This window comes from Streptomyces sp. DH-12 (genome assembly GCF_002899455.1).
Lineage (GTDB): Bacteria > Actinomycetota > Actinomycetes > Streptomycetales > Streptomycetaceae > Streptomyces.
Window position 1 is genome coordinate 577,134 of sequence record NZ_PPFB01000001.1, and the last position, 26,693, is coordinate 603,826.

Genomic DNA, 26,693 nt, shown 5'->3' on the forward strand with positions numbered 1-26,693 from the left:
CGGACCCTGGGGGGTGATCCACCGGGGCAGGCGTCTGCAAGAATTGCCGCAGGTCACCTCCGCGGCAGAGAACGCCGCCGCGGCCGCTGAGGGGGGAGTGCATGACCGGCAACCGCCGTCCCACGATCAAAACCGTCGCCGCCCGCGCCGGCGTGGGTCGCACCACGGTCTCCCGCGTCGTCAACGGCTCCGACCTGGTCAGCGCCGACGCGCGGGCCCGGGTCCTCGCGGCGATCAAAGAACTGAACTACGTCCCCAACTCGGTCGCCCGGGGCCTGGTCACCAACCGCACCGACGCCGTGGCCCTGGTGATCCCCGAGTCGGAGAGCCGGCTCGGCTCGGAGCCGTTCTTCGCCGCGCTGATCCGCGGCGTGAGCGGCGCGCTCGGCGAGAGCGGCACCCAGCTGCAGCTCATGCTGGTGCGCGACCAGGCCGAACGCGACCAGCTCACCGAGTCGGTGGCCACCCGCAGGGTGGACGGCGTGCTGCTGGTCTCCGTCCACTCCGAGGACCGGCTGCCCGGCATCCTCGAGGAGATGGGACTGCCCACGGTGCTCGCCGGCCGCCGCGACGCGGGCGAGCAGCTGAGCTACGTCAACTCCGACAACGCCGGGGGCGCCGCCGAAGCCGTACGGCATCTGCTGGGCCGCGGCCGCAGGCGGATCGCGACGATCACCGGTCCGCAGGACATGGACGTCGGCCGCGCCCGCCTCGCGGGGTGGCGCACGGCGCACCAGGAAGCGGGCGTTCCGGCGGACGAGTCGCTGATCGAGACGGGTGACTTCTCCGAGGACAGCGGCGGTCGCGCCATGCGTTTGCTTCTTGAACGCGCCCCGGATCTGGACGCCGTGTTCGCCGCCTCCGACCTCATGGCGGTCGGCGCGCTGGCCGAATTGCGCCGGCGGAAGCGCCGGGTGCCGGACGACGTCGCCGTGGTCGGCTTCGAGGACTCGGTGCTCGCCCGGCACACCAACCCGCCGCTGACGACGGTGCGCCAGCCGGTGGAGGAACTGGGCCGCACGATGGCCCGCATCCTCACCGACATCACCCTGAACGACGGGCCCCGGCAGCAGATCACCCTGCCCACGGAGCTGGTCGTCCGCGAGTCGTCCTAGGGACGCGAGGTGTCACGGGGCCGGCTGCTGCCGCTGCTGCTCACGGCGGCCGGGGTACTGGGCGCGGCGGGCCTGCTCGCCCGCGGGAGCACCGTCCCGGCGGTCGCAGCCCTGCTGGCGTGCCTGGTGTTCGCGGTGGTGAACTCACCGCTGCTCTTCCCGGCCGCCCTCGGCACGGAGGAGGCGCGGCGCCGCAGCCGGGAGGACGGGCGTCCGGTGATCTACTGGCGGCCGGGGTGCCGGTACTGCAGGCGGCTGCGTTTTCGGCTGGGACGGGACGCGCGCCGGGCGCACTGGGTCGACATCTGGCGCGACCCGGCCGCCGCGGCGGCGGTGAGGGCGGTCGCGGACGGGAACGAGACGGTGCCGACGGTCGTCCTGCCGGACGGGGAGGCGTACGTGAATCCTGACCCGGAGTGGGTGCGCGAGCGGTTGTGACGGGCGGGGGCGTCGGTGGTCGCCCGGCTCGTCGGTGCGGGCCGTCCCCCGCCTCCGTCGGGTCCGGGTCCCCGACGGCGTGGACGTCCCTGACCTCCACTCCGGTGACGCCGCGGCCCTCGGGGACACCGCGCGGGTCGCCGATGTCCGGCTCGGACCACGACGAGGGGTCGAGCTGGTGGTCGGCCCAGACGCAGGTGTGCGGGAGGAGGCCGGCGACGGGGACGGCGAGGAGGCCGTCGGCCGTGCCCACGACGACCTTCAGGGCCGGGGAGTAGTCGAGGAGGACCTGGCGGCAGCGGCCGCACGGCGGGACGACTCCCCGGTCGCGGTCGCCGACGGCGACGGCGACGATCGTCTCCAGGTCGTGGGCGCCCTGTGCGGCGGCCGTTCCGACGACGACCGGTTCGGCGCAGGGACCGCCGGTGAAGTGACAGGCGTTCACGGCGGTGACGATCCGGCCGTCCGTGGCGCGGGCCGCCGCGGCCATGGTGTGGTCGTCGCCCCGGCAGCGGGTGCGGGCGACGTGCGTCGCGGCCGCCACGAGTTCCTGGTCGACGTCGTGGGTGTGCGTGGCCCGGCGTGCCCTCCGTCGTTCCTGTGAGGTACGGGGCCATTGAACCGGGGACCGCAAGCCGGTGCCGGTGTCAGGTGCGGTCGGGGTCGGTCAGCCAGGCCACGAGGGTGCGCCAGCGCTCCGGCTGGTCCGTGTCGCGCGGCCCCACCAGGTACACCTCTTCGACGAGGTTCTGCGCGCGCAGGCCGTGGCGCGCGGCGAAGGAGCCCACGGCGCCGTAGGTGAGGTCGAGGTCGTCGTGCGGGCCGCAGTGGGTGGCGACGACGGCCGTCCTGCTCGGCAGGTCCAGCTCGCGCACGGTGGCCGGGGCCCCCGGGGGCAGGGGTGTCTCGGCGGGGAGGTAGACGGTGGCGTGGCCGTGGCCCTCGGTGAACAGCTCGTGCGCGTAGCGGCCGCCCGGCGGGAGCACCGGGCGGTGTCCGACGGCGGCGTCGAGGTCACGCATCGCCGTGTCGTACCAGTCCAGGCCGGCTCCCTCGGGGACGTCGAGGGACACGGCGTGGACCCGCTGGGGCGGGAGGACCTCCAGGGTCACCGTCCGTTCCGCGCCGGGGTCGAGGAGTTCGCGGAGCGCTTCGACGGCGCGCTGGGTGCGGCCGAGCCGGTCCTCGAGCCGGCGCAGGTGGGCGGTCACGACCTGCCGGGCCGTGTCCCGGTCCGCCGCCCCGCCGCGGGCGCCGGCCTCCGCCTCGAGGAAGCGCCGCAGGTCCGCCAGGGGCAGGTCGAGGTCGCGGAACCGCCGGACGGTCTGGGCCGGGCGGACCTGCTCGGGCGAGTAGTAGCGGTAGCCCGTCACCGGGTCGACCTCGGCGGGGACCAGCAGGCCCTGCTCGTGGTAGCGGCGGAGCGTGCGGATGCTGAGGTGGGTGATGCGGGAGAACTCCCCGATGGTGAGTCGCTCCGTCATGGTGATGCTCCTGGCGGCCGGGTCCGGGCCCGGGACCGGCCGGTACGGGTCCGGTCCCGGGGTGGCGGTGCGTGGTCAGGGGGTGATCTCCAGCCGGGTGATCCTTCCCCGCGCGTCACGTTCGAACGCGAAGCGGAGCGTCACCGGGCTGCCGGGGAAGTCTCCCGACACCTCGGCGACAGCGCGGCAGGCGGCCGCCGTGCCGGTGACCTCCCGTACGTCGTACTCCACGGGCGGGACCTGGTCCCGCCAGCGGCGCACCTCCGTGAGTCCCCGGTGGGTGCGGTCTTCGTCGCGTACGACGGCATTGTCGTCGAAGAGCGCGAGGTACCGCGCGTGGCCGGCGGCCGCGGCCGCGGCGACGTACTCCTCGACGAAGGACCGGGCCTCGCCGGTGGTCCCGGTCCGCGGGGTGCTGCGCATGGTTCCCTCCTCCGTGCCGGCGGCCGTTCGCGTCCGGCTCATACGGTGCGGACGGTGCCGCCGTCGACGGTGTACTCGGCACCGGCGACCGCGGCGGCGCGGGGTGAGGCGAGGAAGGCGATCACCTCGGCGACCTCCTCCGGCTCGGCGGGCCGGCCGAGGGGGATGCCGCCGAGAACGCTCATCAGGTCGTCGAGGGCGGCCTCGCGGGTGATGCCGCCCTCCCTCATCCGGCGGGCGAGCAGCTGCTCGGCGCCGTCGGTGCGGATGAAGCCGGGTGCGACAGAGTTGACCCGTACGCCCGCCGGGGCCACCTCGTTGGCGAGCCCCTTGCTGTAGGTGGTCAGGGCGCCCTTGGCGGCGGCGTAGGCCAGGGTCGAGTCGTGCAGCGGCATCCGGCGCTGGATGGAGGTGACGTGGACGACGGCGCCCGAGCCGCGGGCCACCATGCCGGGGAGCAGGGCCCGGTCGAGGCGGACGGCGGACAGGAGGTTGAGTTCCAGTTCGCGCTCCCACAGCGTGTCGTCGAGAGCCGCGAAGCCCCCGGCCGGGGAGTCGGAGCCGCCCACGATGTGCACGAGGACGTCGGGGACGCCGACATGTCCGGCGACGGCCGCGGCGGACGCGGCCACACCCTCGGCGGTGCCCAGGTCGCCCTGGACGAAGAGGGCGTCGCCCGCCTCCGGCTTCGTACGGGCGATGGTGACGACCTGGGCTCCCGCCTGCCGGAGCCGCTGTGCCGTCGCCAGTCCGGCGCCCTTGCTGCCGCCGGCGACCACGGCGACGCGTCCTTCGAGTTCGGTGTCGTTCATGTCCGCCAGCGTGGGGCCTCCCCCGGGGGGAGACTCAAGCGCGCTTCGACGGCGGCCTCGTGCCGTCGCGCGCAATAGTCATGGACACGCCGCACCGGCGATGGGATAGGGTCCGGAAGCCGATCACTCGTTTGTGATCATCTCGCGGCGTTCCCGGGGAGGGCGCGCCGCAACTCCACCGCACTTCCCAGGGGGGCCTTCATGGCTTTTTCACCCGTGCCCGTGAAACCGATGTCCGGGCCCGGACCGGTGCTGCGCTCACCGCTGGGTCTCGCGCACGCCGTGACCGCGCTGCTGGCCGTCGTGATCGTCGCCGACGTGATGCACTTCGGGGCGGCGGCGTACATGCGGTCGGTGATGGGTGAGGTGACCTCCGGCGGCGCGGGCGACGTCGACATGGGCGCGGTCGACCGGGCGGACACGGCGGTCGCCTCGTCCAGCCTGCTGTACCTGATCGGCGTGGTCGGGACGGCGACGCTGTTCATCATCTGGTTCCACCGGGTGCGTCACAACGCGGAGGTGTTCGCGCCGGACACGCAGCGCCGCACGCCGGGCTGGGCGATCGGCGGCTGGTTCATCCCGTTGGCCAACCTGTGGATCCCGCGCGGCATCGCCCGGGACGTCCTGCGGGCCAGCCAGCCCGACCCCTACGCGTCCGAGCTGCGGCACCACCGCCTGCTCAACGCCTGGTGGGGCATGTGGATCGCGTCGAACCTCTTCGACCGGCTCGCCTCGGAGAAGTACGACGCGGCCGAGGACCCGCAGGCGGTCCACGACGCCGCGGGGTGGCTGATGGCCGGGTCGGTCCTCGACCTCGTCTCCGCGGTGCTGGCCCTGCTGTTCGTCCGCAGGCTGACGGCCGCTCAGAACGCCAAGGCGATGGCGGGGTCCGCGTTCCCGCCCGCGCCGCAGCACCCGGCCGCCGGGGGCCCGGTCCCCGCCGCCGGGGGCCCGGTCCCGGGCGCGTGAGGGCCGGCGTCGGGCTCATGGCGCGGCGCGTACGTCCGACGCGCGGCGCGGGTGTCCGACGCGCGGCGCGCGTCTAACGCCCCGCGTGTGCGCACGCCCACGCGGACATGCCCTGGATCCGCGCGAGGCGTTCGGCCACCGCGATCTGCTCCTTGCGCGTGGCGAGGTCGGCGCGCGGGGCGTACGTGAGGCCGCCGGCCGCGACCCAGCTCGACTGCGAGAACTGCAGTCCGCCGTAGTGGCCGTTGCCCGTGTTGGCCTTCCAGTCGCCGCCCGACTCGCACCGGGCGATGGCGTCCCAGTCGGTTCCGGGGCGGGCGGAGGGGGAGGCTGCCGCCTCGGCCGTGGTCGTGCCGAGGGCGGTCGCGGCGGCCAGGACCATCAGAGCGGCCCGGACACGCATCCCGGACGCACGGCGCTCGGTGGCCTGAGGGGCGGTTCGTCTCGATGTCATGGGCCCACTGTTATGTCACCCGGGGCCGTGACGGCATGCCGGCCGCCGGCTCGCTACGCCGGCCGGGGGACGCGGTGGCCGCGCCCGGGTGAGCGCGGAAGGGACCAGCCTGCCTGTCATTGCCTTGACCGGAAGGTGAGCTCGTGGACGCGGCACAAGACGGCATGACAGGGGCCGGCGGCGCACAGGCGCCGCGCGGACGGACGCGCTGGGGCGTGGTGACGGCGATCCTGGGCCTTCCGGTGCCGGCCCTGGGCGTCCTCCTGCTGATGACGGCGGTCCGGGTGCTGGTCCCCTGACCCCGGCAGGATGTGGCGGTCCGGCTGCCCGGTCAGGCCGAGGCCTCGGCGGCTTCCTCGATACGGCGGCCGAACGCGGGGACGCCCCGGCGCGCTGCTCCCGCCGCCGGCGGGAGCAGCGTCCTGCCGACGCCGTGCCCTTCGAGCACGTCGGACAGGCGCACCCTGGTGCCGCTCTCCGACGTGGGTCCGAGGCCGTACCCGCCTTCCTGCGCGGTGACGGAGTGGTGCGACACCTCGTGCCGGCGCACGCGCGTGGTGCGGCCGGCTCACTGATCCGGAAGTCGTGCCGGGAGCGCGTCCCGGCGTCCTTCACCGTGCTGTGGAACACCGTGCCCGGGTTCGGCAGGCGCGCGGTCGTCGTCGTGGATGCGCAGGTGCGCCGGGGTCAGTCGGTGGCGGCGTGTTCCTTCCGTATGGCCGCCGCCGTGGACGCGGGGTCGTAACCGTCCGGGACGCCGTCGATCAGGATGATGTCGCCCTCGATGTGCCGGGAGCGCAGCGGTGCGATCTCCCGGTAGGCGGGCGAGTCCCACCAGTCCCGCGCCTCGGTGAGCCCGGGGAAGGCGATCATCACCACGTGTCCGGGCCAGGCGCCCTCCTTCACCTCGTGCCCGGTGGCGTGCACCAGGAAGCGGCCGCCGTACGGCTCCAGCGTGGCGGGCATGCGCTCCATGTACTCCGCGATGTCGGGGTGCGGTGCGGCCGGCCGCAGGTGGGCGATGGCGTAGGCGGTCATGGTGTCCTCCACGGTGCGTCGGTCGGTCGTGGTACGCGGTGATCGTGGCACCGGACCGGGGGCGGGGTCGATGACCTCGGAGGTAAGGGAGCGGGGTACGCGTGCCGGCCGTGCGGGGACGGCCGGTCGGCGGTGTCCGTCACCCGTACGAGCGCACCGGGCGGACGGGCGGGGCGGCAGCGGGGCCGTGCGACAGGCGGCGCGTCGGGGTGCATAGGACAGTGGGGACCATGAACCGTCACCGTCGCCCGCCCCGGCGCGCCCCGTGGATCGCCGGCGGCGCCGCCGCCCTGGTCCTGGGCGGCGTCGGCGTGTGGGTGTGGGTGGCGCAGGACGACGGCACCCCGAGCCCGCGGCCGTCCGCCTCGACCGATCTGGCCCTCCCGACGCTGGGCCCGCTGCCGACGCCGACCTCCGAGACCTCCCCGCCGTCCACGGCGGAGGCGACTCCGACGGGCACGGGGGCGCCCGTTCCGACGGCGTCCCGTCCCGGCGGGGCGGCCGAGCCGAGCGGAGGACCGGCGACGCGGCCGTCGCCGAGGCAGGGGCGGACGCAGCCACCGGGTGTGCCGGACCAGGGGGCCGGGACCGGACCGGCCGTGCCGGACGGCGGTGCGAGCACCCGGCCGGAGCCTCCGCGGGGGCAGGACACCTCCGAGGCCGCGCCGTCCAGCCGAGGGCCGGGGCTCGTGCCTCCGCCGCCCGCCCCCACGGGCGGGGCGGGGACGGGCGCCGGCACGCCGGACGCGCCCCAGGCCCCGGCGCGGTCCGCGGCACCCGAGGCCCCGCGCCGGTCGGCGGCTCCCGAACCGGCCGCGCCCTCCACACCCCCGGGAGCCGCCCCCCGGACCACGACGACGCCCCCCGGACCGCGCATCCCTCCGCCGCCGGGTTCCGGGACGCGTGTTCCTCCTGCGCCGTCAGGGACTGAGACGCGTGCCCCCCAGCCCTCCGGCACGGCTCGCCCGTCGGCCTCCCCCGCGCCGGAGCGGCCGACCGGGAAGGCCGCACCCGACCCCACGTCGACGGGGGCGACCGCGAAGCCGACCGGCAAGCCCGCCCCCGCCACCGAGCGGGACCCCTCGGCCGCCCCGAAGCCGACCGGCAAGCCCTCCCCCGCCGCCGCGACGACCACCTGGCACACCTCCCCCGCCGCGACCGACGCCGCCCGGCGCATGGCCGCCGCGGGCACGGTCGGGGACCCCGCCTGCGCCATGGCGGCCGTGGGCCGGCCCGACCCCGCTCTGGTGCCGCACGAGAGCCGGATCGGGATCGGTCGCCACGGCACGTACTGGTGCCTCGTCTGGTGATACGGACCGGGCCGTCAGCGCGTAGGCTGCCCCCGGTACGAACACGGCTGCGCGGGGGAGCTCATGACGGCTGGGACGGCACCGAGGTGGGAGTCGGCACTCGAAGCGGTGACGGTGTACGCGCAGGGCGCGCTGTGCCGCCGCGTCGCCCGGGGCACGGTCCCGGCGGGCGGACAGGTACGGGTGACGGGACTGCCGCGCTCGCTCGACCCCCACTCGCTGCGCGCCCGCGTCCTCGGTGCGCCGGGTGTGCGCGTCACCGAGGCGCGGGCGGAGATCGACGCCGAGCCCGTGGACGCGGACGCGGAGGACGAGGCACGGCGTGAGGTGGACCGGCTGCGCGAGGCGTACGACGTCGCGCGGACCCGGCGCGACCGGCAGCTGACGAGGATCGAGGAGGTCGGCGGGCTGCGTCCGGTGCCGCCCGGCCGCAAGCGGGACGACCCGCACCGCCGCACCCCGGTGGCCGCCTGGCTGGAGCTGGCCGACTTCGTCGACGAGCGCCTGACGGTCCTGCACGGCCGGCTCCGCGAGCTGGAGGACGAACTCCGCCGCGTCGAGCACGAGTGGGAGCTCGCTCACGACCGGATCGAGCGCGCGAGCACCGACGCGCCGGCGTCCGGGGTGGCCACTTCGTACACGGCGGTGCTGACCCTGCGGGGCGCGGGTGAGGCGCAGGCCGAGGTCGAGATCGAGTACGGGGTGCCCGGCGCCGTATGGGTGCCGACGTACCGCCTGATCCACCGTCAGGGCGAGGACGGCGGACGGCTGGTGCTGCGTGCCTCGGTCGCCCAGCGGTCCGGCGAGGACTGGACGGGCGTGCGGATCGCCTTCGCCACCGCCGACCTGCGCCGCCGTACCGGTCTGCCGCGGCTGCGGTCGGTGCGCATCGGCCGCAGCCAGCCCGCGCCCGCTCCGTCCGGGTGGCGGGAGCCCCCGGCGGGGCTGACCGACCTGTTCGCGGGGTACGACGCGGCGGGTCCCCGGCCGGAACCGGATGTGTCCGGCGGGGCGACGGCGGGCCGGATCGGCGCGGGCGGTGCCGTCGAGGACATCTACGTCGGGGCCGCCTACGGTGCTCCGCCCCCTCCCCCGCCGGCGCCCGCCGCCCTGCCCGCCCCCGGCGCCGCGTACGGCGCGGCGCCCCAGGGCTTCGGCGGCCCGGCCGCGCCGGGTTCCGCGCCCGTCCCGGACCGGCCGCGGCCCCGGGCGCGTACCGGTTCCGGCGCCCGCGCGGCCGCCGCGCCCCGCGCGGGCGGAGAGGCCCGTGCGGCCACGCCGGAGGCCACGGGTGCGGCCTCCTTCGCGCCCGCGCCCGTACCGGGGCCGCCCCGGCCGGACGACGCCGAACTCGACTACGCGGAACTGGTGTTGAGCGGCCCGGACGAGCCGTGGGACCGCCGGGGCCGGCTCTTCCCCGGCTCGGGCCCCGACCTGGTGACCGCCGAGTACCGGCGGCGCGCCGAGAAGCCGGCCGCGCTGCCGCTGCCCGGGCACGCCGTGCGGCCCCGCGAGTCGGCGGGCTCCTTCGACCACCGTTACGACGCCGCGGCGCCCGCCGACATCCCCTCGGACGGCGTCTGGCACACCGTCACCGTCGGCGAGATCCCGGTGGGCCTGCGCACCGAGTACGTCTGCGTGCCGGCGGTGGAGCAGACCGTGTACGCGACGCTGGTGCTGTCCAACGCCACGGACCAGGCGCTGCTGGCCGGCCCGGTCGAGGTGAGCGTCGACGGGGAGTACCAGCTGACCGCCGCGCTGCCCACCCTCGCTCCGGGCGGTGCGCGCCGGCTGGGGCTGGGTCCGGCGGAGGCCATCGGCGTGACCCGGCGGACGCACCTCACCGAGTCGACCGCGGGCCTGCGCAACAACGTCACCGTGCTCGACCACCGCGTCCACGTGGAGCTGGCCAACCGGCTCCCGGCGCCGGTCCGCGTGGAGGTGCGCGAACGCGTGCCGGTCACCTCCGAGGCGGACGTGCGGATCGAGGAACGGGCCGACTGGACCGCGCCCGAGGACACCGCGGACCGGGAGCGGCACGCCCCGGGCACCCGGATCTGGCGGGTCGACCTGCCGGCCGGCGGCACCACCGCCCTCGACGGCGGCTACGAGATCAGGATCCCGGCCGGCAAGGCCCTGACCGGCGGCAACCGCAGGAGCTGACACAGAGATGACCACGTCATCGGAGCCGATCGTCCTGACCCCCCTCCCCGTCACCGCCGTCACCTGCACCGAGGACCGCGCGCACGTCGAACGCACCGCGACGCTCGAACTGCGTACCGGCACGCAGCGGTTGACGCTGGGACCGGTGAGCGCCCTGGCCGTCGACCGGACCCTGCACGCCGAGCTGACCGCCGGTTTCCCGGCGACCGTGCTGGACGTGCGGATCGTGCGCGCGTGGACGCCGCGCGGGCCGGAGCCCGCCGACGACGACTCGCCGCTGCGCCGCCGCGTGGCCTCGCTGGAGGAGGAGCGGCTGGTGCTGGAGCAGCGGCGGGACCGGCTGAAGGCGCGCGGGGACGCGCTCGGCCGGCTCGCCGCCGATCTGCTGCGGGAGATCGGCGAGGGCGCCGGGTTCGGCGAGGCCGAACGGGACCGCTGGGCCCGCGAGCTGGACCGGGTGGACGAGGAGCGCGAGCAGCAGGCCGAGCGGCTGCGCGCGGCGGAGGCGCGGCTGTCGGCCCTCTCCGACGACCTGCGCGAGGCCGAACAGGCTCTCGCCGAGGCCGAGACGGAGCCCGCCGGACTGGCCGGGCACGTCGAGCTGACCGTGGAGGCGTCCGGCACGGGACCGGCGGAGCTGCGGCTGGGCCATCTCACCCCGTGCGCGCTGTGGCGGCCTGCCTACCGGGCCACGCTGGACGGGGAGACGCTCACCCTGGAGACGGAGGCGATGGTCTGGCAGCGCACCGGCGAGGACTGGTCCGGCGTACGGCTGACCCTGTCCACGGCGCGCTCCTCGGCGGCCACGGAGCCGCCGGTGCTGGGTGAGGACCGGCTGACGCTGCAGGACCGCTCCCCCGAGGAGCGCCGCACCGTCCGCGTGGACCTGCGGGAGGAGGACGTCGCGGACCTCGGCCCCGCCCCCGTGCTCGGGCTGCCGGGCGTGGACGACGGCGGCGAGGTGCGCGTCCTGCACGCCCCCGGCCCGGTCTCCGTGCCGGCCGACGGGCGCGCCCACCGGGTGCCGGTGTCGTCCTTCACCACGGCCGCGCGCAGCGAGTACGCCTGCGCCCCGGAGCTCTCCCCGCTGGTCACGCAGGTGGTGCGGTGCGACAACCGGTCCGGGCACGCGCTGCTGGCCGGGCCGGTGGACCTGATCCGCGGCAGCGGGTTCGTCGGACGCGGCACGCTGGACTTCACCGCTCCGGGGGCCGCGGTCGAGCTGGCCTTCGGCAGCCGGGACGACCACCGTGTCGTACGGGAGACGGAGGAGACCCGTGACACCACGGGGCTCACCCAGCGGACCGTGCTCACCCGGACCGTGCGGCTGCGTCTGTCCCGGTTCTCCGCGCCGGACGAGCAGGACGACCGGGTGGTCGTCGTCCGGGAGCGCGTCCCGGTCTCCGAGGTCTCGGCGGTGGAGGTGCGTGTCCGGCGGGACGACTGCTCGCCCGCTCCCGGCTCGGTGGACCCGGACGGCATCGTCCGCTGGGACGTGCGGCTCCCTCCGGGCGGGCACCGCACGCTCACCCTCGTCTACGAGGTCTCGGCGAGCAGCAAGGTCACCGGTCTCTGACCGGACGCTCGCTCCGTCTCACCCCGGCCCGCACGGCGTACACGCCGTGCGGGCCTTCACATGAGCTTGACACGTACAGGTCTGGGAAGACGGGAGCTCTTGCTATACAGTTCGTCAGCAAGCGGGTGGGTTACCCGCGGTAATGGCGTACGGACCCGACTCGAGGAGGCCCCGGCATGGCCCTGACCACCTCCCGGGCACAGCACCCGGACCAGCCCTCGGACGACGACGTGGCCCGCCGGCTGCTCGACTCGTCCGCGCGGCTCTCCTACGACCCGCTCACCGAGGTCGACTGGGACACCCCGCTGGACAAGGACTTCCACGGCGCCAGCCCGGAGTGGAGCACGCTCTACGGCACGGCGTACTGGGACGAGATGAGCGACGCCCAGCGCAAGGAGCTGACGCGGCAGGAGGCGGCGTCCGTCGCCTGCACCGGCATATGGTTCGAGATGATCCTCCAGCAGATGATCCTGCGGGACATCTACTCCAAGGACCCCACGGACGACACGTTCCAGTGGGCGCTCACCGAGATAGCCGACGAGTGCCGGCACTCGATCATGTTCGCCCGCGGCGCGAAGAAGCTCGGGGCTCCGGCCTACCGCCCGCAGCGGGTCGCGGTCGAGCTGGGCCGGCTGTTCAAGACCACCGCCTTCGGCGAGGCCGCCTACGCGGCGATCCTGGTCGCCGAGGAGGTCCTCGACGTCATGCAGCGCGACTGGATGCGCGACGAGCGGGTCGTCCCGTTCGTCCGCACCATCAACAACATCCATGTCGTCGAGGAGTCGCGGCACATGATGTTCGCGCGCGAGGAGACCCGCAAGCACCTCGCCCGTGCGGGGCGCGTGCGCCGCCGCGTCCACGCGGTGATGATCGCGATCGCCGCGTACGTCATCGTCACCAGCATGGTGAACCCCAAGGTGTACGCCAACGCCGGCCTGGACGGGAAGCGCGCGCTGCGCGAGGCCCGCGCCAACGAGCACCACAAGTCCATGGTGAGGGCGAGCTGTTCGGGCCTGATGGAGTTCCTGTCCTCGTGCGGGCTGCTCACCCGGCCCGCGCTCTTCTTCTACCGGCGCGCCCACCTCATCTGACCACGTACAGCCTGCCCCACCGGGCCCTCAGCGGAGCGGACGACCATGGCCTTCGCGATCACCCAGACCTGCTGCAACGACGCCACGTGCGTGTCCGTCTGCCCGGTCAACTGCATCCACCCGACGCCGGAGGAACGCGCCTTCGGCAGCACGGAGATGCTGCACATCGACCCGAAGAGCTGCATCGACTGCGGCGCCTGCGCGGACGCCTGCCCGGTGGACGCCGTCTTCCCGGTCGACCGGCTGACCGGGGCGCAGCGGGAGTACGCCCGCATCAACGCGGCCTACTTCGAGACCGAGGAGCACCGGCCGGAGCGGGCCGGCCGGGGGCCCGTGTTCCACCCGTGGGGCGCGCCGTCGTTCGACCGGGTGCTGCCGCCGGACTTCGGGCCGCTGCGGGTCGCGGTCGTGGGCACCGGTCCGGCCGGGATGTACGCGGCGCGGGACCTGCTGCTGCACACCCCCGCCGAGGTGACGCTGATCGACCGGCTGCCGGTCGCCGGCGGTCTGGTGCGGTACGGGGTCGCGCCCGACCACCCGTCCACCAAGAAGGTCGGCGAGAGCTTCGCCCGCTTCCTCACCCACCCGCGGGTGCGACTGTGCCTGGGCCTGGAGGTGGGCGACGGTGTCACCGCGGACGAACTCGCCGCCCATCACGACGCGGTGGTCTACGCCGTCGGCGCGCCGGAGTCCCGGCGGCTCGGCGTCCCGGGTGAGGACCGGCCGGGCAGTGTCGCCGCCACCGAGTTCGTCGCCTGGTGCAACGGGCACCCCGACGTCGCCCCGGACGCCTTCGGCCTGTCGGCCGGACGGGCCGTCGTGGTGGGCAACGGCAATGTCGCGCTGGACGCCGCACGCCTGCTGGTGTCCGACCCGGCGGCGCTCGAGGGGACCGCGATCGCCCCGCACGCACTGAGGGAGCTGCGGCGCAGCGAGGTGCGCGAGGTGGTGGTGCTGGGCCGCCGCGGCCCCGAGCACGCGGCCTACACGCGCACCGAGTCGAACGCCCTCAAGCACCTGGCCGGCGTCGAGCTGCTCGTCGACGACCACGACCCCGCCGTGGGTGCGGCGATCGACGCGGCGGCGCCGCACGACAAGGCCGCGGTGCTGAAGGACGTACGGCGGGAGGCCGTCGACTGGTCCCTGCCGCCGGCGGCGGACGGCCCCCGGCGCATCGTGTTCCGCTTCCTGTCCGCGCCCGTCGAGGTGCGCGGGGAGGAGTCGGTCCGCGCCGTGCGGGTCACCGGCGCCACGGGTGAGACGGAGATCCCGGCCGGTCTGGCCCTCCGCGCGGTCGGCCATCGCGGGGCGCCTCTCGCCGGCCTCCCGTTCGACGAGTCCACGGGCACCGTGCCGAACGACCGGGGCAGGGTGACCGGCCGACCGGGCGCCTACGTCGTCGGCTGGATCAAGCGAGGCGCCTCCGGCGGCATCGGCGCCAACCGCGTCTGCGCGGCCGAGACGGTGGGCTCCCTGCTCGCCGACGCGGTGGCGGGCAGGCTGCCCAGGCCGACGGGCAGCGCACGGGCGTTCCGCCGGCTGGCACGGCGCAGCGGGCGCTGACGCGCGCGGTGACCCGGCCTCCGGGTTTCCGGGGCGGTACGCGTGTGACGCCGTGCCGGTGATCGGTGGACGTGCGGGATGCGCGCGTCACCGAGGTCGCCGTCGCCGGGAGGGGCACGGGAGCCGGATCCGTCGTCCGAACGGGGCGAGGGAGAAGGGAGAGTGCCCGCTGCTGCGGCGGACCGTCCGGCGGGCGGGCGCCGTGACGGCCGTCGGGCCGGCGGACGGGCGCCGCACGACGGGTGGACGGCGTTCTGGAGGCCCGTGGTCCTCGCCGCGCACGGCGGCAACGCCGAGGCGGCGGCGCGCCGGCGACGCGGGGCCGCGACAGCCGGGGGCCGAACCCGCGGTTGAGACGAGACGGGTCGTCTTGTTAAGGTGGGGTCATGCGCCACTACCACTTTCTCTGAGTCCGGGCGCGGCCGACGCCGCCGTCATCGCCCGCCGTCACCTCTCTCACCTCAGGGAAAGTCATGCGCGAACGCGCCCACACGCTTGCGCCCGCCCTCGCGGCGCAGCTGTCCGTCAAGGACGTCACCAAGTCCTACGGCCCCCGCACCCTCCTCGACCAGGTCTCCTTCACCGTCCGCCCCGGCGAGCGGGTGGCTGTCATCGGGGAGAACGGCGCCGGGAAGTCCACCCTGCTGCGGCTCCTCGCCGGGGCCGAGACGCCGGACGACGGGGAGGTCACCGTCGTCTTCCCCGGCGGGTCCGGGCACCTCACCCAGACGCCGGTGCTCGAACCCGACCGCACCGTGCAGGACGCCGTCGACCACGCGCTCGCACCACTGCGCGCCGTCGAGCGCGGGCTGCGCGCGGCGGAGGAGCGTCTCGGCGAGGCGTCCGAGGCCGAACTCGCCGCTTACGGCGACCTGTTGACCGCGTACGAGCAGCGCGACGGCTACCGGGCCGACGCGCGGGTGGACGCGGCGATGCACGGGCTGGGGCTGACCGGCGTCACCCGTGACCGGCTGCTCGGCTCGCTCTCCGGCGGCGAGCAGTCCCGGCTGGCGCTCGCCTGCGTCCTGGTCGCGGATCCCGAACTGCTGCTGCTGGACGAGCCGACGAACCACCTCGACGCGGCCGCGGTGCACTGGCTGGAGGAACGGCTGCGCGCGCACCGCGGCACCGTCGTCGCCGTCACCCACGACCGCCCGTTCATCGAACGGATCGCCACCACGATCCTGGAGGTCGACCGGGACACCCGCTCGGTCCACCGGTACGGGGACGGCTGGGACGGATACCGGGCGGCGAAGGCGGCCGCGCGGCGCCGCGCCGAGCAGGCCCACACGGAATGGCTCGACGAGGTCGCCCGCACCGAGGAGTTGCTGGAGGCGGCGGGCAGGCGGCTGTCCACCACCGGTGGCGACCCGCGGCAGGGCTTCGGCAAGCACCGCCGCTCGCACGCGGCGAAACTCGGCGGCCAGGTGCGAGCCGTGCGCGAACGGCTCGCCCGGCTGCGCCGCGCGCCGGTGCCCGCGCCGCCCGAGCCGCTGCGGTTCACCGCCGCTCCGGCGACGGCCGGCGGCGATCGGCCTCCCGCCGCACCCGCACTCGCCGAGCTGGAGGAGGTGACCGTCGGTGAACGGCTGCGGCTGGACGGGCGGTTGACCATAGAGCCCGGGCAGCGGCTGCTGGTCACCGGCGAGAACGGGGCCGGCAAGTCGACCCTGCTGCGGGTCCTGGCGGGCGACCTGGAACCGGACACGGGATCGGTGCGCCGCCCGGCCGCCGTCGGTCACCTGCCGCAGGAGCTGCCCGTCCGCACGGGGCGGCTCCCCCTGCTCGCCGCCTTCGCCGCGCGGCGGCCGGGGCCGCTCGAGGAACACCGCGACACGCTGCTGTCGCTGGGCCTGTTCCACGAGGAGGACCTGGCGGTGCCGGTCGCGGCGCTGTCGGCGGGGCAGCAACGGCGGTTGCAGATCGCGAGGCTGGTGACCCGGCCGGCGGACCTGCTGGTGCTCGACGAGCCGACCAACCACGTGGCACTCGACCTCGTCGAGGACCTGGAGACGGCGCTCGCCGCGTATCCGGGCGCGGTGGTGGCCGTCTCCCACGACCGCGGCTTCCGCGCGCGCTTCCCGGGGGAACGGCTCCGGCTGCGCGACGGCCGCCGGGTCTGACCGTCCCCGTGCGGGGCGTCCGTGCGTCCTGGGCGCCCCGCACGGGGTCACGCCGGCGGACGGCGGCGGGCGACCGCGCGGAGGACGAGCCAGCCGGCGCACGCGCCGACGGCGTACCAGAACAGGTCCGGTGCGTTGAAGGTGGAGCCGAGGACCAGGCGGGCGGCGGTGCTGCGGGCGGACAGCGCGGCGGGCAGTCCGGTGAGCTGGAGCAGCTCCACCGCCCAGCTCACCGCGAGCGCGACGCCCGCCGCCCGTACCGGGGTCGAGCGCGGGGCGAGCAGGACGACGAGGGTGAGGACCAGCAGCGTGTACAGCGCGTCCCCGCCGTACTTGGCGACGTCGCCTGTCGCCACGGCCCGCAGACCCAGTCCCGCGCCGACGGTCAGCAGTGCCGCCGCTGCCGCCAGGAGCCGCGTCCGTCCCGTCCCGTCCGGTGCGGGCGGTCCGCTCCCGCCTGCGGGGCGGGCCGTCCGGACAGCTCTGTCGCTCATGAGGGACGAGTCTGCCAGCCCGCGCCCGGGGGACCGTCGCCGACCTGTGGCCCACGGGGGCCGAAGCGGCTGAACGGCGGGCCCGGCGCGCACGTCAGTGGAGGGTGGACGGCCTCCGTGCCGCTCCTTTCCCTGCCCTGCGCACCGGCCACATCGCGAGGAGTTCCACCATGGGCGCCACCGACCGGCTCGACCGTCACCAGCCGCTGGTCCTGGGTCTGTTCCGCATCGTCATCGGGCTGCTGTTCACCAGCGAGGGCGCGGCCGCCCTCTTCGGCGTCCTGGGCCGGGAGGCCGCCCCCGCGGGAGACCGGCCGTTCTGGCACGCGGGGGTGATCGAGCTGGTCTGCGGCGCGCTCGTCCTGCTCGGGGTCCTCACCCGGGCCGCCGCGTTCCTCAGCTCGGGCGCCATGGCCTTCGCCTACTTCACCGAGCACCAGCCGGACGGTCCGTTCCCCCTGCAGAACGGCGGCCTGTCGCCTGCGCTGTTCTGCTGGGGCTTCCTGCTGCTGGTGCTCTTCGGACCCGGGGCCCCGTCCCTGCCGGGCCTCGTCCGCCGTGACGCCTCGTCCGGGGGCCGGGGCCGCGGACGACCCCACGAGCCGCCGCCCCCGCCGCCCCGCCACCGGAGCCGCCTCCGCCGCCCCGCCACCGGAGCCGCCTCCGCCGACGCGTCGACGGGAGTGTCTCCCACCTTGATAGGCAAGTGGACACTTGCCTATAGTGGGGGTGTGGCCGACGACCTCTTCAAAGCCCTGGCGGACGGTACCCGCCGCACGATCCTCGACGAGCTCACGGAGAAGTCCGGGCAGACCCTGTTCGAGATCTGTGCGCGCCTGAGCATGAAGCACGGGCTCGGCATCTCACGTCAGGCGGTGTCCCAGCATCTGGCCGTCCTGGAGGCCGCAGGGCTCGTCGAGACCCGGCGGGAGGGCCGGTACAAGTTCCACGAGCTGAACGTCGCGCCACTGCGGCACATCACCGAGCGCTGGCTCGACCCCAGCACCCCCGCACCGGAGAAGGACCCCTCATGAAGATCCACCTGACCAGCGTCCTCGTCGACGACCAGGCGCAGGCCCTGCGCTTCTACACCGACGTCCTCGGCTTCGTGAAGAAGCACGACGTGCCCGTGGGCGAGAAGGACCGGTGGCTCACCGTCGTCTCGCCCGAGGACCCGGACGGCACCGAACTGCTCCTGGAACCGGCCGGCCACCCCGCGGCCAAGGCCTACCGGGAGGCCCTCGCGGCGGACGGCATCCCCCTCACCCAGTTCGCCGTGGACGACGTGCGGGCGGAGTACGAGCGGCTGCGGGAGCACGGCGTCCGCTTCACCCAAGAACCCCTGGAGATGGGGCCCGTCACCACCGCCGTCTTCGACGACACCTGCGGCAACCTCATCCAGATCGCCACCCGGGCGGCGTAGCCCCGGCCCTCTTCGGCCCTCACCCGCCTCACCGCGACCCACTGTTGAACATGTTCAAAAAGGCGGGTTAGGGTGAGGGCACTCGAAGAGGCCGGAGGGGTCCGATGAAGATCGTTCTGCCCGGGGGGACCGGACAGGTGGGCACGGTCCTGGACCGTGCGCTGAGCGCGGCCGGGCACGAGGTCGTCGTGCTGACCAGGCAGCCGAGGCGCTCCCAGGACGTCGCGTGGGACGGAGCGACCCTGGGCCCGTGGGCCGGGGCGGTCGACGGCTCGGACGTCGTGGTCAACCTCGCGGGCCGCAGCGTCTCCTGCCGGTACACCCCGGAGAACCTGCGCGCCATGATGGACTCCCGCGTGGACTCGACGCGGGTCGTGGGCGAGGCGATCGCGGCGGCCCGCCGACCACCGAAGGTCTGGCTCCAGATGAGCACCGCGACCGTCTACGCGCACCGCTTCGACGCGGCGAACGACGAGGCGACGGGCGTCATCGGCGGCACGGAGAGCGGCGTGCCGGACTACTGGGCGTACAGCGTGGAGATCGCCAGGAACTGGGAACGGACGCAGGCCGAAGCGCCGACGCCGGGCACCCGGAAGGTGGCCCTGCGGGCGGCGATGGTGATGAGCCCGGACCGGGGCGGGGTGTTCGACGTGCTGCTGCGGCTTGCCCGGCTGGGGCTGGGCGGCCCGGTCGCGGGCGGCGCGCAGTACGTGTCGTGGATCCACGACGAGGACTTCGTGCGCGCGGTGGAGTTCCTGATCGCGCGGGAGGACATGGAGGGTCCGGTGAACCTCGCGGCGCCCGGCCCGCTCCCCCAGCGGGACTTCATGCGGGTGCTGCGGGCCGCCTGGGGGCTGCCGGTGGGGCTGCCGGCCACCCGCTGGATGGCCGAACTGGGAGCCTTCGCGCTGCGCTCGGACACGGAGCTGCTGCTCAAGAGCCGGCGGGTGGTACCGGGCCGGCTGCGGGAGGCCGGGTTCGAGTTCACCCGGCCCGGGTGGGAAGGGGCGGCGGCGGACCTGGTGCGGCGGGCGCGGGCCGCGCGTGGGGGCGGCGGGCTGCGTGCCCGGGCCGCGCGGGCGCGGGGCGGCGCGGGGCCGGGGCGGCCCTGAACCAGGCCGACAGGGGCGACGGAGGGGCGAGTCCGGTTCGCCGCCGGGTGCGGGTGGGGGCTGGCCGCGCGGTTCCCCGCGCCCCCCCGGGGCGCGCCGGTCGGCCGTCCGTCGGACCGGACCCCCGCCGTTCGGCCCGCACGACGGCGCGAGGCCCACGGACACGCCGTGCACGGCCGGCCAGGGGTGCGAACCGCCCCACACGGCGGGCGGTGTTGCGAGAACGGCCGATACGGGCATGACTGGGGCCGTAGGATCGAGTGATCTCGTGGGGGTGGTCATGCTCAGGCGGCGTCCGGGCACACCGACGCTCGAGGAGGTGGCCGCGCTCGCCGGTGTCGGGCGGGGCACCGTCTCCCGCGTCGTCAACAACGCGGCGGGCGTGAAGGACACGACCCGCCGTGCCGTGCAGCGCGCCATCGCGGAACTGGGGTACGTCCCCAATCTGGCGGCCCGTACGCTGGCGGGACGGCGTGCCGACGCGGTCGCGCTGGTCATGACGGAGCCGGACTGGCGGCAGTTCGGCGAGCCGTTCTTCTCCGAGATCGTGCGGTCCGTCGGGGACGCCCTGACCGAGACCGAGGTGCAGCTGCTGCTCACCCTGGTGCGCACGGACGCCGAGCGGCAGCGGCTCGTGGAGTACGCGCGCGGCGGCCGGGTGGACGGCGTGATGCTGATGTCCGTGCACGCCGCGGACCCGCTGCCCGACATGCTGGCCCACGTGGGCCTGCCCACCGTGCTGTTGGGACGGCGTTCCGGCGACGAGAGCGTGACCTACGTCGACGCGGACAACGTCGGCGGGGCGCGCGCCGCCGTGTCGCACCTGCTGGACACCGGGCGCCGCGCGATCGCGACCATCACCGGGCCGCCCGACATGTACGTGGCCCGGTGCCGGCTGCGCGGTTACCGGGAGGCGCTGGAGCGGGCGGGCGTCGAGGGCAGGGAGTCCTGGATCGTCGAGGGCGACTTCTCCGCGGACAGCGGGCACCGCGCGATGGCCGAACTGATCGAGCGGGCGCCGGAGATCGACGGGGTGTTCGCCGCGTCGGACACCATGGCGGCGGGCGCGCTGGGAGCGCTCCGCGCGGCGGGCCGGCGGGTGCCGGACGACGTGGCGGTGATCGGGTTCGACGACTTCCCGCTCGCCCAGCACACCGATCCGCGGCTGACGACGGTCCGTCAGCCGCTCGAGGAGATCGGGCACACGATGGTGCGGCTGCTGCTGGAGGAGATGGAGGAGCCGTCGGCGGCCTGGCGGCACGTCATCCACCGCACGGAACTGGTGCTGCGCGGCTCCGCCTGACCGGTCCGGAATCCCGGACCGCCGTGTCCGGACCCGTGTGCGTCGAATGTTTCGGGAGCGCTCCCGCCACCCGAGGTCCGCGTGGATCATCCCTCTGACCTGCGGCTTCGAAAGACATTCGACGGGTTGCCGCGCACAGGGTTGTCAGGGACATGGACGCCTTCTACAGTCCCTTTCCGGAACACCATTGGGAGCGCTCCCATCCATGGGGAGGCGGGAGCGCTCCCGCCGGTATCCCGCGCCCTCCTCCCGAGAGGTCCCCCACATGCCACGGTTACGGCACCACCCCCGCACCCTGCGCGCCGCCCTGACGGCGCTCCTCACCGCCCTGGCCGCACTGGCGGCGCTGCTGACCGCGACCGCGCCGGCCCAGGCCGACACCGAGATCTGCGAACAGTACGGAACGGCGGTCGTCCAGGGACGCTACGTCGTCCAGAACAACCGCTGGGGCACCACCGCCCCCCAGTGCGTCACCGCCACCGACTCCGGCTTCCGGGTCAGCCGGGCCGACGGCTCGGTGCCGACCAACGGCGCGCCGAAGTCGTACCCGTCGCTCTTCAACGGCTGCCACTACACGAACTGTTCGCCGGGCACCGCTCTCCCCGCGCGCATCAGCGGGATCTCCTCCGCGCCCAGCAGCATCTCGTACAGCTATGTCGACAACGCCGTGTACAACGCCTCGTACGACATCTGGCTGGACCCGACGCCCCGGACCGACGGGGTGAACCGGACCGAGATCATGATCTGGTTCAACCGGGTGGGTCCGATCCAGCCGATCGGCTCGCGGGTCGGCACGGCCACCGTGGCCGGGCGCACCTGGGAGGTGTGGTCCGGCGGCAACGGCACCAACGACGTGCTGTCGTTCGTCGCGCCGTCGGCGATCAGCAGCTGGAGCTTCGACGTGATGGACTTCGTCCGGGAGACCGTCGCGCGCGGCATGGCGGGCGACGACTGGTACCTGACGAGCGTCCAGGCCGGTTTCGAGCCGTGGCAGAACGGCGCGGGCCTCGCGGTGAACTCGTTCTCGTCGTCCGTCCACACGGGCGGTGGCGGGAACGATCCCGGTGATCCGGGCGCCCCGGCCGCCTGCACGGTGTCGTACGCGACGAACGTCTGGCCGGGCGGCTTCACCGCGAACGTCACCGTCACCAACAACGGGTCGGCCCCCGTGGACGGCTGGCGGCTCGCCTTCACCCTGCCCTCCGGCCAGAGCGTCGTGCACGCCTGGAACGCGTCCGTCACCCCCTCCTCGGGCGCGGTCACGGCCACCGCACCGGCCGACAGGGCCCGGATCGCCGCCGGAGGCAGCCAGAGCTTCGGCTTCCAGGGCACCTACAGCGGCGGCTTCGCGCAGCCGGACGCCTTCCGGCTGAACGGCACCGCCTGCCGCACCGCGTGAGGGCCGCGGCGGGCCGCACCCCGCCGTGACCCCGCGCTCCGGGGCCCGCTCCTCCCTCCCTGCGCCGACGGGGCGGGCCCCGCGGGCCTTCCCCCGAGGGCGGCCCGCGAGCCGCACGCCGCCCCGGCCCGACCGCGCCGCGGACGGCCGTACCGGCGGCGGGTGCCGACGCATCCGCCGCCGTCCGGTCCCGTCCGTCGCGGGGCGGCCCCCTGATCCCCCCGCCCGTCCGGCTGGCGCCCTCCCCGGCCGGGCGGGGGCTCCACCCCCTCTCTCGCACCGCCCATGAGCAACTCAGCATCGGGACAGGAGACTCCATGGCTCTGAGAAGCAGACTGGTCTCTCTGGCAGCGGTACTGGCGACCCTCCTCGGAGGGCTCGGTCTCAGTTTCCTCTGGCAGAAGGACGCGCAGGCGCACGGCGTGGCGATGATGCCCGGCTCGCGCACCTATCTGTGCCAGCTGGACGCCATCACCGGCACCGGCGCACTCGACCCGACCAACCCCGCCTGCAGGGCCGCGCTGAACCAGAGCGGCGCCACGGCCCTCTACAACTGGTTCGCCGTCCTCGACTCCCAGGCCGGCGGGCGCGGTCCGGGCTATGTCCCGGACGGCACGCTGTGCAGCGCGGGCGACCGGTCCCCCTACGACTTCTCCGCCTACAACGCGGCCCGTGCCGACTGGCCGCGCACGCACCTGACGTCCGGCGCGACGATCAAGGTGCAGTACAGCAACTGGGCCGCGCACCCGGGCGACTTCCGGGTGTACATCACCAAGCCCGGCTGGTCGCCCACCTCTCAGCTGAAGTGGAACGACCTGGAGCTGATCCAGACCGTCACCGACCCGCCCCAGCAGGGTTCCCCGGGCACCAACGGGGGCCACTACCACTGGAACCTGAAGCTGCCCTCCGGCCGCTCCGGTGACGCGCTGATCTTCATGCAGTGGGTGCGGTCGGACAGCCAGGAGAACTTCTTCTCCTGCTCCGACGTGGTCTTCGACGGCGGCAACGGCGAGGTGACCGGCATCCGCGGCTCGGGCGGCGGCCCGGGCACGGACCCGACCCCCGACCCGAGCGACCCGCCGCACACCGGTGAGTGCATGGCCGTCTACAGCGTGACGAACTCCTGGAACGGCGGTTTCCAGGGCTCCGTCGAGGTGATGAACCACGGCACGTCCCCGCTCAACGGCTGGGCCGTGCGGTGGAAGCCCGGGCAGGGCACCACGATCGGCAGTGCCTGGAACGGCACCCTCAGCACCGGGTCCGACGGCACGGTGACGGTGCGGAACGCCGCCCACAACAGGGTGATCAATCCCGACGGGAGCGTGACGTTCGGCTTCACGGCCACGTCGACCGGCAACAACTTCCCGGTGGGCACGATCGGTTGCGTCAATCCGTAGCGCCCCCCCGTTCCTCTCGGGTGAGGAACGGGTGACCGGTCCCGGTCCGATGCGCCGTGCTCCCCTCCCCACGGAGGGGAGCACGGCGCATCGTCGTTCCCGGGTCCACTCCGCCGGCGCCGGGTCCCCCCACGACGGAAACGCGGACTTCCTGAGTAGCTGTTTGCAACTCACCGGTACACTGGCCGCATGGCCAAGACGCTCGGCAAGGACGCGACCTGCTCCATCGCGCGGAGTCTCCAGGTGCTCGGGGACTCCTGGACGCTGCTGATCGTGCGCGAGGCGATGCTGGCGGGCTCGACGCGCTTCCAGGAGTTCCGGGAGGCGCTGGGCATCGCGCCGAACATCCTGACCAAACGCCTGGCGTTCCTGGTCGACGAGGGGCTGATGGAGCGGCGCGGTTACCGGGAGCCCGGCGAGCGGGCCCGCGAGGAGTACGTGCTGACGGAGGCCGGGCACGGCCTGACCACGGTGATCGCGGCGCTGGCGACCTGGGGGCGGACCCACCGCCCGCACCCGGAGGGGACGTCGCCCGAGTTCGCCCTGCCGGACTCGGGCGCCACGGCCCGGCTGGCCTTCGTCACCGACGACGGGGAGCGGGTGCGGCCGGAGCAGCTCACGGCGCACCGCCGGCCCGACACGGCGCTGGACGCCGGGGCGGTGTGACCGGGGCGGCGGTGCGACCGGCGCGGCCCGCACGGGCGGACCCCGTACGAGGCGACCGGCGGCCCGGAGACCGACGGGCTCGCCGACCCGGTGCGGCGGGCGCGTCCCCGGCCGACGGTCACCGCGACCGCCGCCCGCCCCGCCGACGCGCCGCGCTCCGCTCCCCCGGCCGCCGGTGCGGTGCGCTGCCCGGCGCGCCCGGCCCCGGGGAACCGCCCGAGCGCGCCGGAGCGTCGGCCGCCGGGACCGAAGACGCCGACGTGCGGGAGCCGGCCGAGGCGATCCCGGGGCGGACCGGCCGGACCGATCGCCCCCGGACCGTTGACTCATCCTTACGCACGGGTAAGTTGACTCCTGAGTAAGTAAGTACGGAGAGCCAGCACGACAGTCAGCCGCGACCGGGAGCCGTCATGGGCGTACGCAGGGATCTGAAACGGGCGAAACGACGGGCCGATCTGGCGGGCCGCAGCCGGGTGGAGACCGTGAAGGACCGGCGCGGGGCCGTCCGCGAGGTCCGCACGGAGGTCCTGGCCGCGCCTCCCGCCGCGGGCACCCCCGCCGACGTCCCGTTCACCAACGCGGACGAGGCGCCCGACGCGGTCGTGCTGCGCCGCGAGGAGCGGGGGGTGTGGCGGCCGGTCACGGCGGCGGCCTTCGCCGCGGAGGTCACCGCCGTGGCCAAGGGCCTGATCGCCGCCGGTCTGGAGCCGGGCGACCGGGTCGCCGTGATGTCCCGCACCCGCTACGAGTGGACGCTCCTGGACTTCGCGATCTGGGCGGCCGGCGGGCAGACCGTGCCGGTGTACCCCACCTCCTCGGCGGACCAGGTGGAGTGGATCGTCCGGGACTCCGGCGCCCGGCACGTCGTCACCGAGACCCCGGGCAACTCCGCCGCGGTCCGCACCGGCACCGCCGCCCTCCCCTCGCCGCCGCAGGTGTGGGAGCTGGACGCGGGCGCCGTGGACGACCTCGTCGCACGCGGCCGGGACGTCCCGGACGAGGAGGTCACCAAGCGGCGCACCGCCCTCACCGCCGACACGGTGGCGACCGTCTGCTACACCTCCGGCACCACCGGACGCCCCAAGGGCTGCGTGCTCACCCACGGCAACCTGTACGCCGAGTCCGCGAACACGGTCGAGCTGCTGCACCCCGTCTTCAAGGCGGTCACCGGCCAGGTCGCCTCGACGCTGCTGTTCCTGCCGCTCGCTCACATCCTGGGCCGCACCCTGCAGATCTCCTGCCTGATGGCCCGCATCGAGACGGGGCACTGCCCGAGCATCAAGCCGGACGAACTGCGGCCCGCGCTCAAGGCGTTCCGCCCCACGTTCGTGGTGGGCGTGCCCTACCTCTTCGAGAAGATCCACGACACCGGACGGGCCACGGCCGAGAAGATCGGCCGCGGCGCCTCCTTCGAGCGCGCCCACCGCGTCGCCGTCCGCTTCGGGCGGGCGCACCTCGACCGCTTCCTGGGCCACGGCAAGGGCCCCGGCCTCCGCCTGTACGCCGCGTGGGCCCTGTACGACCTGCTGGTCTACCGCCGGGTCCGCAAGGAGCTCGGCGGGCGTCTGCGCTACGCCATCAGCGGCGGCTCCCCGCTGGAGAAGGACCTCAACCTGTTCTTCTACGCGGCCGGCGTGATGATCTACGAGGGCTACGGCCTGACCGAGACCACCGCCGCCGCCACCGTCGTCCCCCCGCTGGGCCCGCGCCCCGGCACGGTCGGCCGGCCGGTCCCCGGCACCGCGGTGCGCGTCGCCGACGACGGCGAGGTGCTCGTCAGGGGCGGCATCGTCTTCACGTCGTACTGGAACAACCCGGAGGCCACCGAAGAGGCGCTGCGCGACGGCTGGTTCGCCACCGGGGACCTCGGCTCCCTCGACCAGGACGGCTATCTGACCATCACCGGCCGCAAGAAGGACATCATCGTCACCTCCGGCGGCAAGAACGTCTCCCCCGCCGTCCTGGAGGACCGGCTGCGCAGCCGCCCGCCGGTCGGGCAGTGCCTCGTCGTCGGCGACAACCGGCCCTTCGTGGCCGCGCTGATCACCCTGGACCCGGAGACGGTCGCCCACTGGCTGTCGGTGCGCGGGATGCCCGCCGACACCCCGATGTCCGAGGTGATCCGCGACCCGCGCATGCGCGCCGACGTGCAGAAGGCGGTGGACTACGCCAACGAGGCCGTCTCCCGCGCCGAGTCCATCCGCGCGTTCACCCTCGTCGAGGGCGAGTTCACCGAGGAGAACGGCCTGCTCACCCCGTCGCTGAAGGTCAAGCGGCAGGCGGCGCAGGAGGCGTACGCGAAGGAGATCGCCGCGCTGTACGCCTGAGCCGGGCCGCCCG

General features: G+C 74.8%; 25 protein-coding genes and 2 pseudogenes. 19 read left to right on the forward strand and 8 right to left on the reverse strand.

Annotated features, from left to right (window positions below; all coding sequences use genetic code 11):
- Positions 1-101: 101 nt before the first annotated feature.
- Positions 102-1,115 carry a LacI family DNA-binding transcriptional regulator gene (locus C1708_RS01800; RefSeq protein ID WP_106410965.1) on the forward strand — a complete coding sequence of 338 codons (1,014 nt, stop codon included), beginning with the start codon at positions 102-104 and terminating at the stop codon, positions 1,113-1,115.
- A gap of 9 nt (positions 1,116-1,124) precedes the next feature.
- Entirely contained in the window at positions 1,125-1,553 is a 429-nt protein-coding gene (locus tag C1708_RS01805; RefSeq protein ID WP_106410966.1) for a glutaredoxin domain-containing protein, read from the forward strand.
- A gap of 166 nt (positions 1,554-1,719) precedes the next feature.
- Here C1708_RS01805 and C1708_RS34750 read toward each other — a convergent pair.
- The 4 genes and pseudogenes from C1708_RS34750 to C1708_RS01825 all read right to left on the reverse strand — a co-directional run.
- Positions 1,720-2,097 (reverse strand): annotated as a pseudogene (locus C1708_RS34750) (cytidine/deoxycytidylate deaminase family protein); the annotation flags it as partial.
- A gap of 103 nt (positions 2,098-2,200) precedes the next feature.
- On the reverse strand, positions 2,201-3,037 hold the full coding sequence (locus C1708_RS01815) for a MerR family transcriptional regulator (RefSeq protein WP_106410967.1): 837 nt from the start codon (positions 3,035-3,037) through the stop codon (positions 2,201-2,203).
- 75 nt (positions 3,038-3,112) lie between these two features.
- Positions 3,113-3,460: a hypothetical protein gene (locus C1708_RS01820; protein WP_106410968.1), complete on the reverse strand. Its 348-nt coding sequence runs from the start codon at positions 3,458-3,460 to the stop codon at positions 3,113-3,115.
- Positions 3,461-3,498: 38 nt separating this feature from the next.
- Positions 3,499-4,272 carry an SDR family oxidoreductase gene (locus C1708_RS01825; protein WP_106410969.1) on the reverse strand — a complete coding sequence of 258 codons (774 nt, stop codon included), beginning with the start codon at positions 4,270-4,272 and terminating at the stop codon, positions 3,499-3,501.
- Positions 4,273-4,473: 201 nt separating this feature from the next.
- On the opposite strand from C1708_RS01825, the gene C1708_RS01830 reads away from it, so the two are divergent.
- On the forward strand, positions 4,474-5,241 hold the full coding sequence (locus C1708_RS01830; protein ID WP_106410970.1) for a DUF4328 domain-containing protein: 768 nt from the start codon (positions 4,474-4,476) through the stop codon (positions 5,239-5,241).
- Between the two features lie 73 nt (positions 5,242-5,314).
- Here the strand turns inward: C1708_RS01830 and C1708_RS01835 are convergent, their stop codons facing one another.
- Positions 5,315-5,644, reverse strand: coding sequence for a transglycosylase family protein (locus tag C1708_RS01835; protein ID WP_391663710.1), 330 nt, complete (start codon positions 5,642-5,644; stop codon positions 5,315-5,317).
- Positions 5,645-5,838: 194 nt separating this feature from the next.
- Between C1708_RS01835 and C1708_RS33920 the strand changes: the two genes are divergently transcribed.
- Positions 5,839-5,994 (forward strand): hypothetical protein, encoded by a 156-nt coding sequence (locus tag C1708_RS33920; RefSeq protein ID WP_157951221.1) that lies wholly within the window; start codon positions 5,839-5,841, stop codon positions 5,992-5,994.
- A 32-nt stretch (positions 5,995-6,026) separates the two neighbouring features.
- Here the strand turns inward: C1708_RS33920 and C1708_RS01840 are convergent, their stop codons facing one another.
- Together C1708_RS01840 and C1708_RS01845 are read right to left on the reverse strand one after the other, a co-directional pair.
- Entirely contained in the window at positions 6,027-6,245 is a 219-nt protein-coding gene (locus tag C1708_RS01840; protein WP_198602377.1) for an SRPBCC family protein, read from the reverse strand.
- Between the two features lie 137 nt (positions 6,246-6,382).
- On the reverse strand, positions 6,383-6,733 hold the full coding sequence (locus C1708_RS01845; RefSeq protein ID WP_106416101.1) for a DUF1330 domain-containing protein: 351 nt from the start codon (positions 6,731-6,733) through the stop codon (positions 6,383-6,385).
- A gap of 230 nt (positions 6,734-6,963) precedes the next feature.
- Here C1708_RS01845 and C1708_RS33925 point away from each other — a divergent pair, with 230 nt between their 5' ends.
- The 6 genes from C1708_RS33925 (at position 6,964) to abc-f (ending at position 16,559) form a co-directional block, all read left to right on the forward strand.
- Positions 6,964-8,043 carry a hypothetical protein gene (locus C1708_RS33925; protein ID WP_157951223.1) on the forward strand — a complete coding sequence of 360 codons (1,080 nt, stop codon included), beginning with the start codon at positions 6,964-6,966 and terminating at the stop codon, positions 8,041-8,043.
- A gap of 63 nt (positions 8,044-8,106) precedes the next feature.
- Positions 8,107-10,206, forward strand: coding sequence for a DUF4139 domain-containing protein (locus C1708_RS01860; RefSeq protein WP_198602378.1), 2,100 nt, complete (start codon positions 8,107-8,109; stop codon positions 10,204-10,206).
- Positions 10,207-10,213: 7 nt separating this feature from the next.
- The gene (locus tag C1708_RS01865) at positions 10,214-11,782 is read left to right on the forward strand and encodes a mucoidy inhibitor MuiA family protein (RefSeq protein WP_106410975.1); all 1,569 of its coding nucleotides are present in this window, start codon (positions 10,214-10,216) and stop codon (positions 11,780-11,782) included.
- A 176-nt stretch (positions 11,783-11,958) separates the two neighbouring features.
- Positions 11,959-12,873: an AurF N-oxygenase family protein gene (locus C1708_RS01870; protein WP_106410976.1), complete on the forward strand. Its 915-nt coding sequence runs from the start codon at positions 11,959-11,961 to the stop codon at positions 12,871-12,873.
- 45 nt (positions 12,874-12,918) lie between these two features.
- On the forward strand, positions 12,919-14,436 hold the full coding sequence (locus C1708_RS01875; RefSeq protein ID WP_106410977.1) for an FAD-dependent oxidoreductase: 1,518 nt from the start codon (positions 12,919-12,921) through the stop codon (positions 14,434-14,436).
- 473 nt (positions 14,437-14,909) lie between these two features.
- Positions 14,910-16,559, forward strand: coding sequence for a ribosomal protection-like ABC-F family protein (abc-f, locus tag C1708_RS01880; protein ID WP_106410978.1), 1,650 nt, complete (start codon positions 14,910-14,912; stop codon positions 16,557-16,559).
- A gap of 47 nt (positions 16,560-16,606) precedes the next feature.
- On the opposite strand, the gene C1708_RS01885 is transcribed toward abc-f, so the two are convergent.
- The gene (locus C1708_RS01885; RefSeq protein WP_241911134.1) at positions 16,607-17,053 is read right to left on the reverse strand and encodes a ribosomal maturation YjgA family protein; all 447 of its coding nucleotides are present in this window, start codon (positions 17,051-17,053) and stop codon (positions 16,607-16,609) included.
- 170 nt (positions 17,054-17,223) lie between these two features.
- Between C1708_RS01885 and C1708_RS33620 the strand changes: the two are divergent.
- The 9 genes and pseudogenes from C1708_RS33620 to C1708_RS01925 all read left to right on the forward strand — a co-directional run.
- Positions 17,224-17,673, forward strand: a pseudogene (locus tag C1708_RS33620) (DoxX family protein); the annotation flags it as partial.
- A 111-nt stretch (positions 17,674-17,784) separates the two neighbouring features.
- Entirely contained in the window at positions 17,785-18,087 is a 303-nt protein-coding gene (locus C1708_RS01890) for an ArsR/SmtB family transcription factor (protein WP_106416103.1), read from the forward strand.
- Positions 18,084-18,476 (forward strand): VOC family protein, encoded by a 393-nt coding sequence (locus tag C1708_RS01895; RefSeq protein WP_106410979.1) that lies wholly within the window; start codon positions 18,084-18,086, stop codon positions 18,474-18,476. The genes C1708_RS01890 and C1708_RS01895 overlap by 4 nt, the downstream gene beginning before the upstream one ends.
- 104 nt (positions 18,477-18,580) lie before the next feature.
- On the forward strand, positions 18,581-19,588 hold the full coding sequence (locus tag C1708_RS01900; RefSeq protein WP_106410980.1) for a TIGR01777 family oxidoreductase: 1,008 nt from the start codon (positions 18,581-18,583) through the stop codon (positions 19,586-19,588).
- Between the two features lie 280 nt (positions 19,589-19,868).
- Positions 19,869-20,891 carry a LacI family DNA-binding transcriptional regulator gene (locus tag C1708_RS01905; protein WP_106416104.1) on the forward strand — a complete coding sequence of 341 codons (1,023 nt, stop codon included), beginning with the start codon at positions 19,869-19,871 and terminating at the stop codon, positions 20,889-20,891.
- 265 nt (positions 20,892-21,156) lie between these two features.
- Positions 21,157-22,290: a glycoside hydrolase family 12 protein gene (locus tag C1708_RS01910; RefSeq protein WP_106410981.1), complete on the forward strand. Its 1,134-nt coding sequence runs from the start codon at positions 21,157-21,159 to the stop codon at positions 22,288-22,290.
- A gap of 317 nt (positions 22,291-22,607) precedes the next feature.
- On the forward strand, positions 22,608-23,687 hold the full coding sequence (locus tag C1708_RS01915; protein ID WP_106410982.1) for a lytic polysaccharide monooxygenase: 1,080 nt from the start codon (positions 22,608-22,610) through the stop codon (positions 23,685-23,687).
- 189 nt (positions 23,688-23,876) lie between these two features.
- Positions 23,877-24,353: a winged helix-turn-helix transcriptional regulator gene (locus C1708_RS01920; protein ID WP_106410983.1), complete on the forward strand. Its 477-nt coding sequence runs from the start codon at positions 23,877-23,879 to the stop codon at positions 24,351-24,353.
- Positions 24,354-24,763: 410 nt separating this feature from the next.
- Positions 24,764-26,680: an AMP-dependent synthetase/ligase gene (locus C1708_RS01925; protein WP_106410984.1), complete on the forward strand. Its 1,917-nt coding sequence runs from the start codon at positions 24,764-24,766 to the stop codon at positions 26,678-26,680.
- The last annotated feature ends 13 nt before the right edge of the window (positions 26,681-26,693 follow it).

Coding starts and splice junctions, on each gene's coding strand:
- C1708_RS01800 (WP_106410965.1), top strand. CDS start 102: ATGACCGGCAACCGCCGTCCCACGATCAAAACCGTCGCCGCCCGCGCC.
- C1708_RS01815 (WP_106410967.1), bottom strand. CDS start 3,037: ATGACGGAGCGACTCACCATCGGGGAGTTCTCCCGCATCACCCACCTC.
- C1708_RS01820 (WP_106410968.1), bottom strand. CDS start 3,460: ATGCGCAGCACCCCGCGGACCGGGACCACCGGCGAGGCCCGGTCCTTC.
- C1708_RS01825 (WP_106410969.1), bottom strand. CDS start 4,272: ATGAACGACACCGAACTCGAAGGACGCGTCGCCGTGGTCGCCGGCGGC.
- C1708_RS01830 (WP_106410970.1), top strand. CDS start 4,474: ATGGCTTTTTCACCCGTGCCCGTGAAACCGATGTCCGGGCCCGGACCG.
- C1708_RS01835 (WP_391663710.1), bottom strand. CDS start 5,644: ATGCGTGTCCGGGCCGCTCTGATGGTCCTGGCCGCCGCGACCGCCCTC.
- C1708_RS01845 (WP_106416101.1), bottom strand. CDS start 6,733: ATGACCGCCTACGCCATCGCCCACCTGCGGCCGGCCGCACCGCACCCC.
- C1708_RS33925 (WP_157951223.1), top strand. CDS start 6,964: ATGAACCGTCACCGTCGCCCGCCCCGGCGCGCCCCGTGGATCGCCGGC.
- C1708_RS01860 (WP_198602378.1), top strand. CDS start 8,107: ATGACGGCTGGGACGGCACCGAGGTGGGAGTCGGCACTCGAAGCGGTG.
- C1708_RS01865 (WP_106410975.1), top strand. CDS start 10,214: ATGACCACGTCATCGGAGCCGATCGTCCTGACCCCCCTCCCCGTCACC.
- C1708_RS01870 (WP_106410976.1), top strand. CDS start 11,959: ATGGCCCTGACCACCTCCCGGGCACAGCACCCGGACCAGCCCTCGGAC.
- C1708_RS01875 (WP_106410977.1), top strand. CDS start 12,919: ATGGCCTTCGCGATCACCCAGACCTGCTGCAACGACGCCACGTGCGTG.
- abc-f (WP_106410978.1), top strand. CDS start 14,910: ATGCGCGAACGCGCCCACACGCTTGCGCCCGCCCTCGCGGCGCAGCTG.
- C1708_RS01885 (WP_241911134.1), bottom strand. CDS start 17,053: ATGAGCGACAGAGCTGTCCGGACGGCCCGCCCCGCAGGCGGGAGCGGA.
- C1708_RS01895 (WP_106410979.1), top strand. CDS start 18,084: ATGAAGATCCACCTGACCAGCGTCCTCGTCGACGACCAGGCGCAGGCC.
- C1708_RS01900 (WP_106410980.1), top strand. CDS start 18,581: ATGAAGATCGTTCTGCCCGGGGGGACCGGACAGGTGGGCACGGTCCTG.
- C1708_RS01905 (WP_106416104.1), top strand. CDS start 19,869: ATGCTCAGGCGGCGTCCGGGCACACCGACGCTCGAGGAGGTGGCCGCG.
- C1708_RS01910 (WP_106410981.1), top strand. CDS start 21,157: ATGCCACGGTTACGGCACCACCCCCGCACCCTGCGCGCCGCCCTGACG.
- C1708_RS01915 (WP_106410982.1), top strand. CDS start 22,608: ATGGCTCTGAGAAGCAGACTGGTCTCTCTGGCAGCGGTACTGGCGACC.
- C1708_RS01920 (WP_106410983.1), top strand. CDS start 23,877: ATGGCCAAGACGCTCGGCAAGGACGCGACCTGCTCCATCGCGCGGAGT.
- C1708_RS01925 (WP_106410984.1), top strand. CDS start 24,764: ATGGGCGTACGCAGGGATCTGAAACGGGCGAAACGACGGGCCGATCTG.